General features: G+C 56.5%; 11 protein-coding genes. 5 read left to right on the top strand and 6 right to left on the bottom strand.

Annotated elements, in window-relative coordinates; translation table 11 throughout:
• From AC2FFB_RS04975 to AC2FFB_RS04995, 5 genes are read left to right on the top strand one after another with little or no spacing between them, the layout of a single operon-like run.
• The gene (locus AC2FFB_RS04975; protein WP_496874579.1) at positions 1 to 696 is read left to right on the top strand and encodes a TrbG/VirB9 family P-type conjugative transfer protein; all 696 of its coding nucleotides are present in this window, start codon (positions 1 to 3) and stop codon (positions 694 to 696) included.
• Positions 689 to 2,002 (top strand): TrbI/VirB10 family protein, encoded by a 1,314-nt coding sequence (locus AC2FFB_RS04980; RefSeq protein ID WP_496874580.1) that lies wholly within the window; start codon positions 689 to 691, stop codon positions 2,000 to 2,002. Before AC2FFB_RS04975 ends, AC2FFB_RS04980 begins: the two co-directional genes overlap by 8 nt.
• A 2-nt stretch (positions 2,003 to 2,004) precedes the next feature.
• Positions 2,005 to 3,000 carry an ATPase, T2SS/T4P/T4SS family gene (locus AC2FFB_RS04985; RefSeq protein WP_496874581.1) on the top strand — a complete coding sequence of 332 codons (996 nt, stop codon included), beginning with the start codon at positions 2,005 to 2,007 and terminating at the stop codon, positions 2,998 to 3,000.
• Positions 2,993 to 3,169, top strand: a complete 177-nt coding sequence (locus AC2FFB_RS04990) for a DUF4177 domain-containing protein (RefSeq protein ID WP_496874582.1) — start codon at positions 2,993 to 2,995, stop codon at positions 3,167 to 3,169. The genes AC2FFB_RS04985 and AC2FFB_RS04990 overlap by 8 nt, the downstream gene beginning before the upstream one ends.
• Before the next feature lie 21 nt (positions 3,170 to 3,190).
• Entirely contained in the window at positions 3,191 to 4,189 is a 999-nt protein-coding gene (locus tag AC2FFB_RS04995) for a TrbL/VirB6 family protein (RefSeq protein ID WP_496874583.1), read from the top strand.
• An 87-nt stretch (positions 4,190 to 4,276) separates the two neighbouring features.
• Here the strand turns inward: AC2FFB_RS04995 and AC2FFB_RS05000 are convergent, their stop codons facing one another.
• The 6 genes from AC2FFB_RS05000 to AC2FFB_RS05025 form a co-directional block, all read right to left on the bottom strand.
• Positions 4,277 to 6,349 carry a DEAD/DEAH box helicase gene (locus AC2FFB_RS05000; RefSeq protein WP_496874584.1) on the bottom strand — a complete coding sequence of 691 codons (2,073 nt, stop codon included), beginning with the start codon at positions 6,347 to 6,349 and terminating at the stop codon, positions 4,277 to 4,279.
• A 262-nt stretch (positions 6,350 to 6,611) separates the two neighbouring features.
• The gene (locus AC2FFB_RS05005) at positions 6,612 to 7,169 is read right to left on the bottom strand and encodes a hypothetical protein (protein ID WP_496874585.1); all 558 of its coding nucleotides are present in this window, start codon (positions 7,167 to 7,169) and stop codon (positions 6,612 to 6,614) included.
• Between the two features lie 373 nt (positions 7,170 to 7,542).
• Positions 7,543 to 8,706, bottom strand: a complete 1,164-nt coding sequence (locus tag AC2FFB_RS05010) for a helix-turn-helix domain-containing protein (protein ID WP_496874586.1) — start codon at positions 8,704 to 8,706, stop codon at positions 7,543 to 7,545.
• 327 nt (positions 8,707 to 9,033) lie between these two features.
• Positions 9,034 to 10,926: a type IV secretory system conjugative DNA transfer family protein gene (locus AC2FFB_RS05015; RefSeq protein ID WP_496874587.1), complete on the bottom strand. Its 1,893-nt coding sequence runs from the start codon at positions 10,924 to 10,926 to the stop codon at positions 9,034 to 9,036.
• Positions 10,919 to 12,727: a relaxase/mobilization nuclease domain-containing protein gene (locus AC2FFB_RS05020; protein WP_496874588.1), complete on the bottom strand. Its 1,809-nt coding sequence runs from the start codon at positions 12,725 to 12,727 to the stop codon at positions 10,919 to 10,921. Before AC2FFB_RS05020 ends, AC2FFB_RS05015 begins: the two co-directional genes overlap by 8 nt.
• Positions 12,714 to 13,304: a hypothetical protein gene (locus AC2FFB_RS05025; RefSeq protein WP_496874589.1), complete on the bottom strand. Its 591-nt coding sequence runs from the start codon at positions 13,302 to 13,304 to the stop codon at positions 12,714 to 12,716. The genes AC2FFB_RS05020 and AC2FFB_RS05025 overlap by 14 nt, the downstream gene beginning before the upstream one ends.
• Positions 13,305 to 13,717 lie beyond the last annotated feature (413 nt).

Genomic DNA, 13,717 nt, shown 5'->3' on the forward strand with positions numbered 1-13,717 from the left:
ATGCGCCGCCTGATTCTGATCCTCGCCCTCATTGTTCCGCTTGCTGGCACCGCCTATGCGGAGACCCAGCCGCGACAAGGCCCCTATGATGCACGCGTCCGGCTGGCCACCTATCAGGATGGACAGGTCTATCGCATCCGCACCAGTCTGACCCATGTGACCAGCATTGAATTCGGCCAAGGCGAAACCATCCGCTCGATCATTGCAGGCGACACTGAAGGATTTCTCCTGGACGGCGTGCCCGGTGGCCAGGCTTTTGCAGTCAAACCGGTCACGCGCGGCGCACATACCAACATCACCGTCTATACCAACCGGCGCAGTTACTATTTCAACGTGACCGAGGCGAGCTCGCCGACGTTCTATGTCATCCGCTTCACCTATCCCGAGGCGGCCCCTCGGCAATCGCGTGTGGCAGCGAACGCGCCAGCAAACCACGCCTACGGCGTAAGCGCGCGCTCCGAGATCACCCCGCGCGAAATCTGGGACGACGGCACATTCACCTATTTCCGCTTTGCCGCGAATGCCCCGTTGCCTGCGATCTTTCGCTGGTCCGGTGGCAATGAGCGGAGCGTGAATGCGCTTGCGCGGCCAGATGGCGTGATCCGCGTATCAGGTGTCAGCGATCGATGGGTTCTCAGGCTCAGCGAGGACGAGATCTGCGTCCAAGAGATGAGCGAGGCAAACCAGGATGAGTGAAACAGCTGAGCTTAAGAAGCGCCTCGAAGCGCTTGAGGGGAAACCACAAAACCCAAAGGTACGTCCGTCTGTTGTCGCAATTGCTCTGGGCATCGGGGCAATCGCGGCCCTTGGCGGTCTTCTGTTGTTGTTCTCTGGTGGCTCTGAACCCGAAAGCTTGGAAACAGCCTCACCGGATGAATTCCAAGCAGCGGGACCGGGGTTTGGCACGCTCGAGCCCACGCCTGCACCGATAGACACATCTCCACCGCCTGAGCCGGGGCCAGACAGCGAAACAGAAGAGCTGCGCGCGCAAATGGACGCCATGCGGTCAGAACTCGAGGCCCTGCGTAACGCACCAAAACCTGAAGCCCCAGCCGTCGACACAGAAGCGCTCGACGGCTTGAGCGCAGAAATCGATGCCCTTCGCAGCGAGGCAGCTGCAACACAGGCCGCCCTGCGCGAAGAGTTGGAAGAACGCGCACGGCAAATCCAGCGACTGCAAAATGATTTGGAGCTTGCGCGCCTCGAGACACCGCGCTCCCCCACACCAACCGGCCCCACGGCCGAAGAGCTGCGCCTTCAGGAGCTGGAACGGCGGCGGCAAGCCGAACTTGAGGAGCTGCAAGCCCGTATCGCCAGTCCTATCATCGCCTTTGGCGGTTCGGGCAACGGCAATGCAGAGACCGCCGCGCAGCAGCGGCGGCTTGATGGCGACACAGACTTTGTCCGCAATGGCGCTGAACCCGCTGAGGTGACGCAGGCCCAGTTAATCGTGAACCCGTCAAACACCGTTGTTCAGGGCACGATGATCCAGGCCGTGCTCGAGACAGCGATCGACAGCTCGCTCGCCGGTCAGGTCCGCGCGATGGTGTCTGAGGATGTCCACGCCTATGACGGCTCGCGGATCCTGATCCCGCGCGGAGCGCGTCTGATCGGGCGGTATCAATCCGGCCTCGACATCGCGCAGCAACGCGTGACGATCGCCTGGGACCGGATCATTCTGCCCAACAACCAGACCGTCGAAATCAGCGCCTTTGGTGGTGATGAACTGGGGCGGTCCGGCACGACCGGCTTTGTCGACAGCCGCTTTGGCACCCGGTTTGGGTCAGCCGCCCTGATATCGCTGATCGGAGCCTTGCCCGCCGTGGCAGCCCAGAACACCGAAGATGAGATCACCTCTGATGTCCTCGAGGGCATTGGCGAAGACCTGCAAGACAGCGCCCAAAGCGTGATCGGCGAATATCTCTCCGTCTCGCCCGTGATCTACGTCGATCAAGGAGCCCGCGTCACCGTGATGGTCGATCGTGATCTGGAGATATTCTGATCATGGCAGCCAGCTATCTGCAAAGCTCGATGGACAAGATCCCCGAGGCGCGTGATCCGAAGCTGATCGAGCTTTGCATCAACCCCGACGGCACGCTGTGGGCGGAGTTTCAGGGCGATCATTTCATGCGATCTGTCAATCGACGGCTTTCGCAGAACGAGATCAAAGACCTTGGCAATCAGATTGCTTCGGCCGCGAACACGACGCTCAGCCGGATCAAACCGATTGTATCAGTCAGCATCACCTACCGTAACCGCCCCATCCGCGCGCAAGTCATTCAGCCGCCCGCCGTTGATGGCGGATACGCGATCTCCCTGAGGTTTTTTGTGGACCTGCCGCTGGAGCAGATCAAGCTGTCCTACCTGTTCGGCAAAGAACGCAGCAACGAGGGTGCAAGACGCAAGCGCAATGCCGAACTGCGGGAGGTGGTGACCACCGGTGACATCGACGCCGCGATCAAGTTCTGCGTCACCCACAAGCTCAACATGATCGTGTCCGGCGGCACGTCGACCGGCAAAACCGTCACGGCGCGCAAGATCCTCTCGTTCGTGCCAACCGACGAACGAATTATCACCATCGAAGAGGCCGCCGAGCTGCGTCCAACGCAGCCCAATGTCGTCACCCTGATGTCTGACCGCGACGAAGCCACACGCAGCGCTGACGTCCTGCTGACTTCCACCCTCCGCATGCGGCCGGACCGTATCGTCCTGGGCGAAGTGCGCGGCAAAGAGGCCATGACCTTCCTTGAGGCCATAAACACCGGCCATGGTGGTTCACTCACCACGCTGCACGCTGAAACGCCTCAGCTGGCGGTCCAGCGCCTCTCCATCGCCGCCCTGAAAACCGACGTGCCCATGACCTACCAGGACATGAACGACTACATCACCCGCTCAATAGATGTGATCATCCAAGCCGGTCGCCATGAAGGTGCGCGCGGCATTACCGAATTCTACCTGCCGGTTGATCCGGCCCAACCAAAGGAAACAGCCCATGTTTGAGTACAAGATTGAACAGATCAACACCGCCAAGACAAAGCCGCCAAAGATCGAAGCGCAACTGACCGCCCTTGGCCAAGACGGCTGGGAAATGGTCTCCGTCGTGCCGGATTTCGACGGTGAGCACATCCTGAAGGCCTTCTTGAAACGTCGCACTGGTGACAGCGCCTAAATCCAACGCGAGGAGGATCCGATGGGCGTCGTTACCTGGATGGTTGAGACAACCGACAACTTTCTGGACGACGCGGCCCAAACCACTTTTGGCAACGTCGCCGGTCAGCTGGGCGGCGTCATTGCCGTGGCCTCGACGCTCGCCGTGATCGGCGTCTTTATCAACATGGTGTTTCAGTACAAATCCATGGATGGGCGGACCGCCTTCTGGTTCGCCCTCAAGCTCATGCTCATCTCTCTGTTTGCGATAAACTGGGTCCAATTCAACGCCGTGGCTAGCGCTCTAATTGGTGGTCTAGACCAGCTCGCGGGCGGCATGGTGGCAGGACTTGGCGGCGGCGGTGCAGGTGCATCCTACTTTGCCGAGGCCTTCGACGATCTTATCGAGGAATTTGGCGACTACCTGAACGCCGCTGGAGACAACATGCATTGGATGGCCGGAGCCCTCATCGGTGCGATCGGCGCATTCCTCCTGGGCGTCATCGGTGCGCTCTGCGGCCTTGTTCTGATCTTCGCAAAGATCATGTTGGCCTTCATGATCGGCATCGCCCCCATCATGATCGCACTTTCGCTTTTTGATGTCAGCAAAGACTATTTCCACCGCTGGCTGTCGAGCACAGTATCCTACGCGCTCTACCCTCTCGTAATCGCGGGCGTGTTTTCCACGGTCGTTGGCATGTCACGCTCGCTGATGATCGAACTCGGAGATCCCTCCGGCGCAAGCAACATCGGCGCGTTGGTGCCTTTCTTTATGATGATGTTTCTCGCAGGCGGCATGATCATCGCAACACCGCTGATCGTGCGCTCAATCTCAGGAAACTTCATGATGGCCGGACCGCCGAGCATTCCGGAACCGGGCAGGTTCGCCAAGGGTCTGATCGGCACCAAAGGCTCGCGGGCGCGGGCTCGCTTTGGGACTAGGTCGAACGCCGAGATTGCGGGGGCCGGGATCCGTCAGGCAAGCACCGCGACTGTATCGGTGGTTCAGCGCGTGGCGGAACGGGCGAAACGGTTGGAATAATAAACGCCGACTTTGGCAAACCATCATTTCTGCAGAGCGCGGCATTGAAAGAGACTACAAGTCAGCACTGGCAACCTCAACGCTCCATCACCGCCAACTAATCTTGTCGCGATCGATTCCCTGCAACACACGGCCGAGTGCGCTGTCTGCATCAGACAGATGGATTACCAAATGATCCATACTCCTCGTGAGTGGGATCATCAGCCAGTTCAACGCATAGGCTCTTTGCTCAGCAGCAATTTTCTCCTCAAGCAGGGATTTGGCGAAGAAAAGACCCTGATCGGCTTTTAGCTCATCACGCAAGCCTTCAATATCGATATCCGGCTTTTCCAAGACGTGATCATAGAACTTATCCAAACCCATGCACAGCGTGGTCCAGCCTTCCATCCCACGGCAACTTTGATACAAAACCGCGCGCAAAGCAGTCTGGCGGTTGGGATATTCGCGGTTTTGCCGAGTCTCCCAATCGTAGCCGCGCCAGTAGTCCGCACGGTTTTGCTCTTGGACCATTTCGAACAGGTTGCAGAAATTTGCTCCTGGTGTGGAGGCTGTATGCGGCAAACAAACAAGCGCATCAACAGGCCGCATCTTCGGTTGATTGGCCAGATCTTCTCTCAGAATTTCCAGGGCGCATTCGATCGCGCGGCGCGGCTGCGATTCCACAAGCACAGTGACACGCCCGCCGGTTACGGACTTGTCTGGTTCTACATCCCACTCTGGCACTTCAAGCGCCCGCGCGATGTCAGCGATGGTATCGCAGGTGGCGGCCTTGGTGCGGCGTGTCGTTTTGTAGGTTACGATAGTTTGATATTTTGACCGGCCGTCATCTGTGCTGGCCCACTCACACCTATTCTTATTTACAAACTGATCTACACCGTCAGCCACGATTACACGCTCGCGGCCAAAAATATCATAAATCAAATCGCGGTGCTCTGTGCTCCAGTCTTGTCCCTCATCAACCAACAAGAAATCGTAGGGCGCAGGAAACTTTTTACGGTAGGCACTTATGTCTGCCCACGTTTTGTTCTCCTTTGAATTACAGTGGCACTTTTTGCCTCCAGCACGACTTGCACAGCATGGAACATTTTCCTCTAGGAATGTGTTCGGGTGCCTCAAGGCACGGAGAAAAAGAGCCTCGCGGTCTTCCAGATCGTAAAGTTCACCGGTGCGCTTTACCGCATCCGCCCCAAATGCCGAACTGAACAACTCTTTCATCAGCATCCAGCGGGTCTCCACCTTGGGCACTGGTGAGATGTCTTTATGACGATCGCGAATAATGGTCATGGCACGCGCCATGTCAGAGATGAGCCCATGATTGTACGTGACGATTCTCGTGCTTTTGCCTTGCCGAGCGAGATGAATTGCCATTTGGATCAAGGTGAAGGTTTTCCCGGTGCCTGCGCGACCACGAAACAACAGAAGCTTCCCACCTAAATCACGAACATATTCCTGTTTTTCCGCGTCAAATTTCTTCTCTGTAAGCGCATTGACGCGCTTCAGATCAAGTCTCGTGGGCTCGACCTTGGCGGTCAAAGCCCCGACCAAGCTATCATAGCTGTGATCTTTGCTATCTTCCCTTGTATCGGCAAGAGTCTGCACCTTACCTTGCTTACTGTTTACTTCACAGCAATCCATCAGTTGCTTCCAACTCAAATCCTCACCTAGGATTTTTGTACGGCTATTTGAGTTCGCCGCGTTCAAAGTCTCCGCTGGAACACGAGGCAACCAAATCACAGACTGCACAAAAGTCTCATAACGTCGTCTTTTTCCGTGATGCGCGTATTTCTGGAAATTCTTTAGAGCCCAAACCTGTGCATCCGCCTGCGCCGTGGCATCATGCCAGTCATCCCCATATTGCACTTCCAAGTGCGTCCCGTGGAACCGAACAGCGTCGGGTGAATGTTGCTTCACTTCGACGCAAGCCACAAAAGACTTCACCGGAATACCGCGAGAAGTGCAAAACAGTTCTTTTGGTTCGCGCAAGTCTTCAAAAACCAAAACGCAGTCTATCTCACGGTTTTGCACAAACACCTGTGGTATAATCGCGAGGCGGATCCCAGCCTGTTCAAGCCCTGGCGCGCTGGAGATTAGCGAGTTTTTTAAACGTTCTGCGTTGGCTTTTTCTGAAGTTTCACTTGGACCGAGCAATTCAATTGTCATTTAATTCGTTCTTATTACTAATTTTTAGGTTGGCCTCATAGCCAGTCAAAATGGCAGAACTATGGAACATTCACAAATCTTGAGCCGAGCTTGAGAAGTGATATCGGGATGTTTGAATACAGGTTCGCATCCTGTTTCTTGCGCCATGAAACATGAAAGCAAGCCCCTGCATTATTCACGTAGCCGATCGAGGATTGGAGCACGAACAGCACCCATTTTTTGAAGGCGCAGGAACAAACAAGAAATCATGCTCACTTTGGCATCATTCGAATAAGTGTCCGTCAGCGCCCAGAAAAACACCGTCGGCCAAATAGACCGGGGCACCTTCCTCAACACAAAGCTCTTCGTAAAGATCGCTCAAATCAGCATCGTTACTGACGGGAGATCTCATCGAAGATCGAGCCAGAAAAAGCTCTACTTCTGCGGCCAGAACACGCAATGCCTCGATGAGCTCATCGCGCGTTCCAATTAGCGTTATTTCTCCAAACCGGCGACCTTTGCCATCCGTTTCACTGCTCACATCCTGCTCTTTGCCACCTAAATTTCGCACGCCACGTCGCATTGCAGCCATCAGTTTCCCTTGATCACGATACACCGGCGCAGAATCAAGGTCGCTCGCGGTTGCAGTCTTAATGGCCCCGCCAAGTTCGCCACCGAGATAGCCACAAGTCAACCGGAGCAAAGTATGGCCTCCTGCTTCTGCCAAGTATTGGACGCGAGCGTGATTGAATTTCGAAGATTGGTAGATAGCGACAGTCATGTTGGTTCCTTCAGCTAAACGGTATTTTAGTCGGCGAACAGCGGTAGAGATATCGAGCATTAAGCAGCCGAAAGACGGATCAGCCCTCCGGTCTTTAAAAGTCAGGCTGACCTCAAGTCCCTAAGGCGGGCAGCTCGGCCGGTGGGTCGAGAACGGTCTTTGCGCTGGTGGTAGCAGGTCACGACATTGCCTACGGTGTCGACTATGGCCCGAACCTTGGTTGCCGCCGCAATCGCCTCCCCATCGTAGCCAGCCGCTTTTAGATAACGAACGGCCTGTCCTGACAGGATGTATTCCTCACAATCATTCTGCGCCCTTGTTCGCGTTCCGTGCATAAGCACGAGATCTAGACTAGCACGCCGGATGCCCCGTTGAGCCATACGCGTCGTAGCATGGCGGCTGAGTACGAAGGCTCCGTCTGCACAAATTGACATCATGCCCACACCTCCTCGAACTGCTTCTTGAGCTTAGAGCGATGTCTCTGGAGCTCTTGAATGCGGCGATAGATTGGATCTTCGAACGAGAAGGCTATGGTGAAATTGCCCTGTTCTAAAGCTTCCGCTTTCCGACTTTGATATTCGACAAGTTTGTCTTCGTTCACGTGCAGATCTTCCTCAAAAGGGTTCACCCAACTCTGAACACGATCATCATCGGTGTAACTATCAGGATACCAGCCCTCTTCGTGACAGTGACTCGCTACGAGTTCGTCATACTCTTTGGCAAGTTCCGGATACCGTTCGGCATAGAACGCGCGCCAAGCCTTCAACTTCTTGAGCCCCGACTTTCGCTGCTCCTCGATGCCCTGAGCGTGGGCATCCCGAATGGTCTCAGCAAACTCTTCAACTGATATGCCGTCGCCTTTGTCTTCCTTCGCCTGCTGCAAGACCGACGACAACCGAATGCGCCCTTTCGAGATGGCCTCGGCCAGTTGCGGCTGCCCTCCTGAGAGACCCTCTACAAGCTCAATATCCGCTATATACCCCGCAGCATTCGGGGCCTCTTCGGGCGCAGCCCCGACGAACCACTTCGCATCAACATAGTCGGGAATTTGCGAAGAAAGCCGAAGAATTGCTTCATTGAAGAGGTTCCGCGATGTTTCAGTCCCTGGGTTTGCAGTTTCAATACCGAAGCACTTCCTAAGCTTACTGGCCTGATCCTCGAGGTGGCCACCTTGAAGACGAGGATCGGAAAGGCCATTTTCATAAGCAAGGCGTGCAATTTCGGCATCCTGGCCAGGCACCTTTAGCCCAAGCCCTGCCACAATAGAAAATAGGACGGGAGCCAATTCCATAATCTGTTTTTGGCTGACACCATAGCGCCAGCGCATAAGCTCATATGCATTGTGTGAGGCCGCAGACACGTGAGCTTGGATAGACACTTCACCCAGGCCCTTGTCCGCAAAAAACGGATCGAAGTCTTGCGGCCTACAGTTCAGGGTCCGCGCGATTGTCTCCAAGTCCATTGATTTCGGCGCATTGGTCCCCGCAAGCCAGCGACTTACGGTTCGTTTGTCCTTGCCGACCGCAGCTGCGATCTCGTCGCGGCCCTTTCCCTCTTCCTTAAGCTTCTTCTTGAGAAGTTCTGCCTTAAACGCCATCGATGCCTCCTTTGGATCTGCATCCAAAGTAAGTGACAAATTATTCTATATCAATTTGGCATTTTTTGTCCGAAATAGCCCCTAGGCCAGCAATTTCGTGGGAAACAATGACGTAGGGCGGATAAAGGTGACAAAATTGGTGCCATTTTTACACAACCTCACGAGATGTCGTGAACTACGTCCCCTTCAGATGAAGAGACCCAATCTCTGCGACTCGGCCGCCACCCAGTATTTTCTCAACAACTTTGGAAGTGCCTTATAACGAGGAGATACCCTTATAACGAGGAGATACCCTTGTCGGCGCGAGCACAGAAACATTCCGCACTATCAACCCGCAGCGAACTGTCCCAAAAATCCGTCAACTCTCTTTGTTCCTGCTTCATATTCCTTTGCACTAGGCTGATTATCGAAAGACTCATTTGGAACGCCGCTGGCCAAATCATCGATCTCCTCGCGCCGCTTCCCACCACTTTCAGGGTGACCAGCAAGGACTGCCTCAGGCATCCCAAGCGCCCCCATCTTCGCCTCCAGCGCCTGGATTTGACCTTGCAGGCCGCGCATCTGGTCTCCCGCCGAGGGATACGGCAGATCGCCGGTCTGCTTGTCGAATATCTGCTTAAAGAAGCGATCCTCATAGTATTTGATCCGCTTGGCGCGGACGGGCATTTGCGCGTCGACCACTAGAACGATGTCATCAAGATCCATGCGACGCGCCTCATCCTCGGGTAGGAGCGCGGTTTCTTCCGTCCGTTCAGACATGCTGCGACCGGCGAAGGGGTTGCGTCCGACAGAGCGCGAGCGGGTCACAACTCGCTTGGTGGTTTTGCCGACGGCCTTGCTAAGCTCTTCGATGGTCTTTTCATCAGAGGGAGTCAGGTAGAGCTTGATGCCTGCGTTGCCCTGCAGGGCACGGCGGGCATTTTCGCCATAGATTTCGTCCAACGCAGGGATCGTCTGCGTCACAATCGCGAGGTTGGCCCGATAGGACCGCAGGGTTTCGATGCTGTCGAGCACGATCGGCATTTTGCCGAGGCGATTGAACTCATCAAGCATGATCATAACCGGCCAAGGCTCTTCCTTGCCGGGTTCATGGTCCTGCAGCGATGCCAACAAGTCCGAGAAGAACAGGCGGATCAGCGGTGCGAGCGGTTTGAGCATCAGCGGTTCGACCACGAGATAAACGGAAAACGGTACCTTACGGATATCGCGAAAATCAAAGTCTGAAGTCGCGGTTGCGCGGTCGATCGCTGGGTTTGACCATTGTTTCAGGCCCGAGGTCATCAAGAGCGACAGGTAGGACGTCAGCGTGTCGTTGTTGGTCGAGGCCATGCGCATGAAGATCAACTTGGCGGCTGGATTGACCACTTCATCGGCGCGGCGGCGATATTCCTTCTGCTTGTCACCGCCTGATGCGGTGATGCAGTAAATTTCTCCCAAAGTCGGCCGCTTTCGCTCAAATGCCAAAAGCCCTGCCGCCACGAATAGATCGATACCGCCATCGAGGAGCCCCTGAACCCGGTCGTTATCAGCCTGAAGGAACAGCGAAGCCAAGAGTTGCAGCTCCATCTGCTGGCGGTCGACGTTGTCCAGCGCCGATATGCGCAGTAGAGGATTGTAGCGGTGCGAGCGGCCGTCCTTCCAGTCTGTGGGCGCAAACCGGAACACCTTGTCGCCCTGCGCGGCCCTGTGGCGCGCCGTCGCCTCGAAATTCTCGCCCTTTACGTCCAGCACCACCGCACTGCCCTGATATGTCAGAAGGTTCGGGATGACGAAACCAGTCGTCTTGCCGCGTCCAGTCGGGGCCACGATCAGTGCATGGGGGAATACCTTGGACATGACAAAGGGTCTGCGGCTCTTGGGCTTGCCCATCTTACCAAGAACGAAGCCGTGGCCAGGCTTGCCGAAAAAACCGTTCCGTTTCATCTCGGACATGTACTGCCAGTGGGTTTCACCGAATTTGGTCAGCGCGTCGTTCATCAACACAGCACTTAGCAAAACACCGGCGCAGGTGCATATCCCGACGATCAAGTGAACGATCTGCATATCGGCCGGATGGGTCGCACGAAGCCCTCCATAGCCGCGCGCCAGCATCAGAAAATCGATATCCGCGCCAACCCCGAACCAGCGGAACGTCAGAAAGGCCGATGCCAGAACATAGCCCAAAGCCGCGCCCAGAGCAGCAAAGCTCATGACGCCGAATGCGATCCGAGCCTTACCCATGTGTCACGCCCTTTTCGCCATCGGCATCGACGTGCCGCTCGCGCTGAACATCAATTTCTTCGTTGGCGATCTCATCAAGGACATGCTCCATCGCCACACTGTTTGCCAGTGCGGCGTCGCTCTGCAGATAGGCCTTGGCCGCATACAGCCGGTCGAGACGATCGCTCACGTGGTGCTCTAGCGTGGTTTCATCGCCGATCGCCAAGTCGGGGGCCTGCTCTTCACCGACTAGTTCCTCCAGCTCGGCCCGCAAGGTCTCGCGCTCCAGGTCGCTGCGGAATGGATCTGCGGTTGGGTCGTCCCTCATTCGGCTAAGGATTTCTGAAGTGGTCGGCGGCAACCTGTCGACCACGCCTTCCTGCCGGTCGGCCTCTACCGCCCCACTGTCTTTGAGAACCTCCCCCTCGGCCAAAACACGGCCCAGATCGCTGTGCACCTGGTCGAGACGGTCAATCGCCTTCTCCAGCTCATCGGCGCGAGACAGGTCAAAGCCCTCCTTCTCGGCAATCGTCTTCAAATCCTGACCAAGCCATTGCCGCTCCAGCGCGGCATTACCTGCGCCCATTTCGACGCGACGCGTCACCTCATGCGCCTCAATGCCGGTGCCTTTCAAAGCCTGTTCAAGACGTCCTGTGAGCGCGGGATCCTGCAGTGCACTTTCGGCGTCGGCCTGAATGTTCGCGGTCGAATAAATCCCGCTTTTGGACGCGTCTTCGAGCAAGGTGTGGGACTGCGTTCCCATTGGGCTGAGATGCGACAGTGAACGATAGATGTCGTTCAGCTCGTGTTCGAGCGCAGCACGCCGATCCACTGGGGCCTCTGCAACAATGCGCTCGGCTTGGTTGATCTTGTCGTGAAAGGCATCCACGACCTCATCAAACGAATGCTGTTCTTCGGCCATGCCATATACCTTTCCATCTGCTTCAATCGGTTTGCCCTGCGCCAAAAGCGTTGCGGCCTTGTCCAAGGCTGCTGCAATGTCATGCTGGCTTTCACGCGAGGCCTCGGCAGCCAGGCCTCGATAAAGCCGCGCGTTCTGCGCCACCTCACGCAAGGTATGGTCGAGCTCTGGACCAACGCGCTCGCGTTCGGTCAGCTTTTGGCCCGTGGCTTCCGCGCGACGCTGGTCAACATCGCTCGGCCTCTTCGTCGTGATCCCGCGCTCGAGCTTTCGCGTCGCCTCAAGGCGCAGCCCATAGCGGTCCGACACCTCAACCATCGCCTCGCGGAAACTGTCGTAATTGAAATGGTGCCCTTCCTTCAGAAAGAAGAACTCACCGTCCTTGCTTCGCCGGTTCAGAACGATGTGCGCGTGCGGGTGGTCCCGATCCTCATGCACGGCCACGATGTAATCAAAGTGGCTACCTTCGCCCTGAAAGAACCGTTCGCAAATTTCGCGCGTGATCTCGGCGACATCCTCGCCGCGCGTCCCAATCGGGAAGGCCATCAGGAGATGTGAGGTGTGCCCGAGCTTCGGGTGGAACCCCTCATTCCACTGCGCCGAAAATCGGCGTGTGACCTGCTCAATCTCTTTACCTGACAGAACGCTTTGGCCGTCATAGGTGCCACGGCTGTCGATGATATAGCTCGACTTGGTGGTCAGGTATTCCAGCTGGTTGCGCAGCTGCGCTTTGTTGTGCGTGCCGCCGTCGCGAATGGCTTTGAAGATCGCGGGTGAATGCCCCATGGCGGCGCGCGCCATCTGCTTGGCACGGGCGCGCGGGACGCTGCCGCGAATGCGGTTCCAGTCGCGATCAAAGAAGGCCTCCTGCGCGGCGGCAACAGCGCTATTCCGGGCCATCTGCAAAGCCTCCCAGAACGCGGGCAACCTCGCCGGACAGCGCACTGCGGCGGCGCTGCGCCATGTCCTGAACCTGATCGGCGATGTCGAGGATCAGCCCGGCCAATGCGCGGACTTGGGCGTGGGCAGAATTGCCATAGGGCGGTGTCTTGCCCTGGCGCTTTGCCTCGTTCAAGCGCTGCGCAATTTGGTTGATGTTGTTGCCGGTGCGATTGAGCGAGGCCGACAGCCCTTGCATCTGGTTCGCCAGTTCATCGTCGGGGACGAAGAGATCGCTCGACGCTTGGATCAGCCGCCGCAGCCCCTCAGCGCGGCTCGTAATATCATGCCGCGTCAGCACCGCATCAAAGCCGGACAGCTCTTTCGGCGTGAGCCGGACATTCACCAGTTCGGAGCGCACGCGCGCATCGAGCTTGCGGCTTTGATCGGCCTTCAACGTGTAGAAGATGCTGCGGGGCGTGACGCCGAATTCGCGGGCCAGATCTTCGATCGGCACCCCCTCCGCACGCTTGCGCACGATGGCAAAACGCTGGTTTTGCGTCAGTCGCTTGTGCCGTGGTGCGCGCGGTCGGCCCATGTGAAGTAATCACCCCTATTTCTTGCCAGCATCATACAGGCAGCCCTGTTATGGCACTTCGCCACAATTGATTCAATATTATAATATTGCATCAACTACCTGTATTCCGTTTGGAGCAGCCCTAGGCTGCGACCGCCGGGCGAGCAGGTATTGCATTTGGCCCGCGTAGCGCTGCAGCAATAAAATTGGGCGATCTCGAGGCCTGGAAAGGTCGAGCGCCCAAGCTTTTGGAGGCTTTCACCTGCGCCCGCAGTGGTCGGTCTCAAATGTAATTGCCCCTTGTCTTCAACCGTGTAACTTACAAATCGATTGTTCGGACCAAAGATATTGGGGAAGTTTTAGAAATGGGGTGCAACGCTCATAATCATCCGCCAGACTGCGATTGTGGATGGGGTGGAGATACAGGATCATAT

The organism is Ruegeria sp. YTSA219 (assembly GCF_059609985.1).

Bases quoted from the DNA above. Each gene is read 5' to 3' on its own strand.
- AC2FFB_RS04975 (WP_496874579.1), top strand. From the start codon at position 1: ATGCGCCGCCTGATTCTGATCCTCGCCCTCATTGTTCCGCTTGCTGGC.
- AC2FFB_RS04980 (WP_496874580.1), top strand. From the start codon at position 689: ATGAGTGAAACAGCTGAGCTTAAGAAGCGCCTCGAAGCGCTTGAGGGG.
- AC2FFB_RS04985 (WP_496874581.1), top strand. From the start codon at position 2,005: ATGGCAGCCAGCTATCTGCAAAGCTCGATGGACAAGATCCCCGAGGCG.
- AC2FFB_RS04990 (WP_496874582.1), top strand. From the start codon at position 2,993: ATGTTTGAGTACAAGATTGAACAGATCAACACCGCCAAGACAAAGCCG.
- AC2FFB_RS04995 (WP_496874583.1), top strand. From the start codon at position 3,191: ATGGGCGTCGTTACCTGGATGGTTGAGACAACCGACAACTTTCTGGAC.
- AC2FFB_RS05000 (WP_496874584.1), bottom strand. From the start codon at position 6,349: ATGACAATTGAATTGCTCGGTCCAAGTGAAACTTCAGAAAAAGCCAAC.
- AC2FFB_RS05005 (WP_496874585.1), bottom strand. From the start codon at position 7,169: ATGCTCGATATCTCTACCGCTGTTCGCCGACTAAAATACCGTTTAGCT.
- AC2FFB_RS05010 (WP_496874586.1), bottom strand. From the start codon at position 8,706: ATGGCGTTTAAGGCAGAACTTCTCAAGAAGAAGCTTAAGGAAGAGGGA.
- AC2FFB_RS05015 (WP_496874587.1), bottom strand. From the start codon at position 10,926: ATGGGTAAGGCTCGGATCGCATTCGGCGTCATGAGCTTTGCTGCTCTG.
- AC2FFB_RS05020 (WP_496874588.1), bottom strand. From the start codon at position 12,727: ATGGCCCGGAATAGCGCTGTTGCCGCCGCGCAGGAGGCCTTCTTTGAT.
- AC2FFB_RS05025 (WP_496874589.1), bottom strand. From the start codon at position 13,304: ATGGGCCGACCGCGCGCACCACGGCACAAGCGACTGACGCAAAACCAG.